The organism is Paeniglutamicibacter antarcticus, assembly GCF_039544305.1.
Lineage (GTDB): Bacteria > Actinomycetota > Actinomycetes > Actinomycetales > Micrococcaceae > Paeniglutamicibacter > Paeniglutamicibacter antarcticus_C.
Map to the genome: position 1 here is coordinate 1 of NZ_BAABLK010000039.1, position 539 is coordinate 539.

General features: G+C 62.9%; 1 protein-coding gene. It reads left to right on the forward strand.

The features are described 5' to 3' along the window. Positions 1–56: 56 nt before the first annotated feature. Positions 57–374, forward strand: a complete 318-nt coding sequence (locus tag ABEA12_RS14960) for a DUF6457 domain-containing protein (protein WP_210101390.1) — start codon at positions 57–59, stop codon at positions 372–374. Positions 375–539 lie beyond the last annotated feature (165 nt).

The window sequence follows — 539 nt, forward strand, 5'->3', positions numbered from 1 at the left end:
CCCGTAGGCCCCCGCCCAGACGAGTTGAGATCCCCAACGAAACCCAAGGAGTAACCATGACTGAGAACAATGATGAGAAGCGGACCCTGGAGTATTGGAGCAACCGGCTCACGCAAGCCCTGCAGATTCTGGATCTGAAGGAAGAGAATGACCTGATCCTCAGGTTGGCGCAGGAATCATCTCAGTCGGTGAGCCCGTCCTCGGGACCCATCAGCACGTTCTATGCCGGCTACGCCGCGGCCCTGGCTGCCACCAGCGGGCACGTTGATCCACAGGAGGCGGTCAAGACCGCTGTGGGGAAGGTCAGGAAGCTGTGTGAAGAAGGCAGTGAGGCCGGCAAGGACAGCGGCGGCTGGGCCGAGACCGGGCAGTAGCGCAGAGGCGGGGTCGGGTGCTTGTCCTTGACGAACGACCGACCCCGCGGTCTGCCCCTTGAATCAGATAGTGGCCGCAGTGCCGGCGGTTTGTGCGACACGCGCCGGCTCCAACCTGATGACCACATGCTTGGACACCGGGGTGTTGCTTCCATCGGCGACGGC

What these genes read in the sequence shown, in the direction of transcription:
- ABEA12_RS14960 (WP_210101390.1), top strand. Translation starts at nt 57, where the DNA reads ATGACTGAGAACAATGATGAGAAGCGGACCCTGGAGTATTGGAGCAAC.